The following is a 489-nucleotide window of genomic DNA, read 5'->3' on the forward strand; positions in this document are numbered from 1 at the left end:
CCGGCGATCCGACACCCACCCGCATGCCCACATCCACACCAGGCACCGCTGCGGGCCATCATGTGCGAGGAGCCTATTGTGACAACAGGAAGTGGTCGAAGTGTTCCGGCGCGGTCGTAGGCGTGATGGTCGGGGCGGCTCCGGTCCACGTGAACCGGACGGCCGGGATGAGATCCTCGACGTCGTCGACGAGGGCTCCGGACCTGATCCGGACGGCCCCTATGACGCCGAGGACGCTCCGGACGATCACATCCGGCGGCTCGATCTGGGGTCCCTGCATATCCCCGTGATCGACGGGGTCCAGGTGCAGTTCCAGGTCGATCAGGAGTCCGGCCAGGTGCTGACGGTGACTCTCACGGATGGCCAGAGCGCGATGGAGCTGTCGGTCTTCGCCGCGCCGAAAAGTGTTGGTCTGTGGGACGAGGTGCGTGCCGAGATCGCGGACTCTCTTCGCGCGGGACCGGGCGCGGCGCAGGAGGGTAGCGGGCG

1 protein-coding gene is annotated in these 489 nt (G+C 67.5%); it reads left to right on the top strand.

Going from position 1 to position 489, the window contains the following annotated elements:
* Positions 1 to 91: 91 nt before the first annotated feature.
* Positions 92 to 489: DUF3710 domain-containing protein (locus tag U9980_RS08915; RefSeq protein WP_416210203.1), on the top strand; the 398-nt coding region annotated here is incomplete at its 3' end.

This window comes from Protofrankia sp. Cr1 (assembly GCF_963555865.1).
In the GTDB taxonomy this organism is placed as follows: domain Bacteria; phylum Actinomycetota; class Actinomycetes; order Frankiales; family Frankiaceae; genus Protofrankia.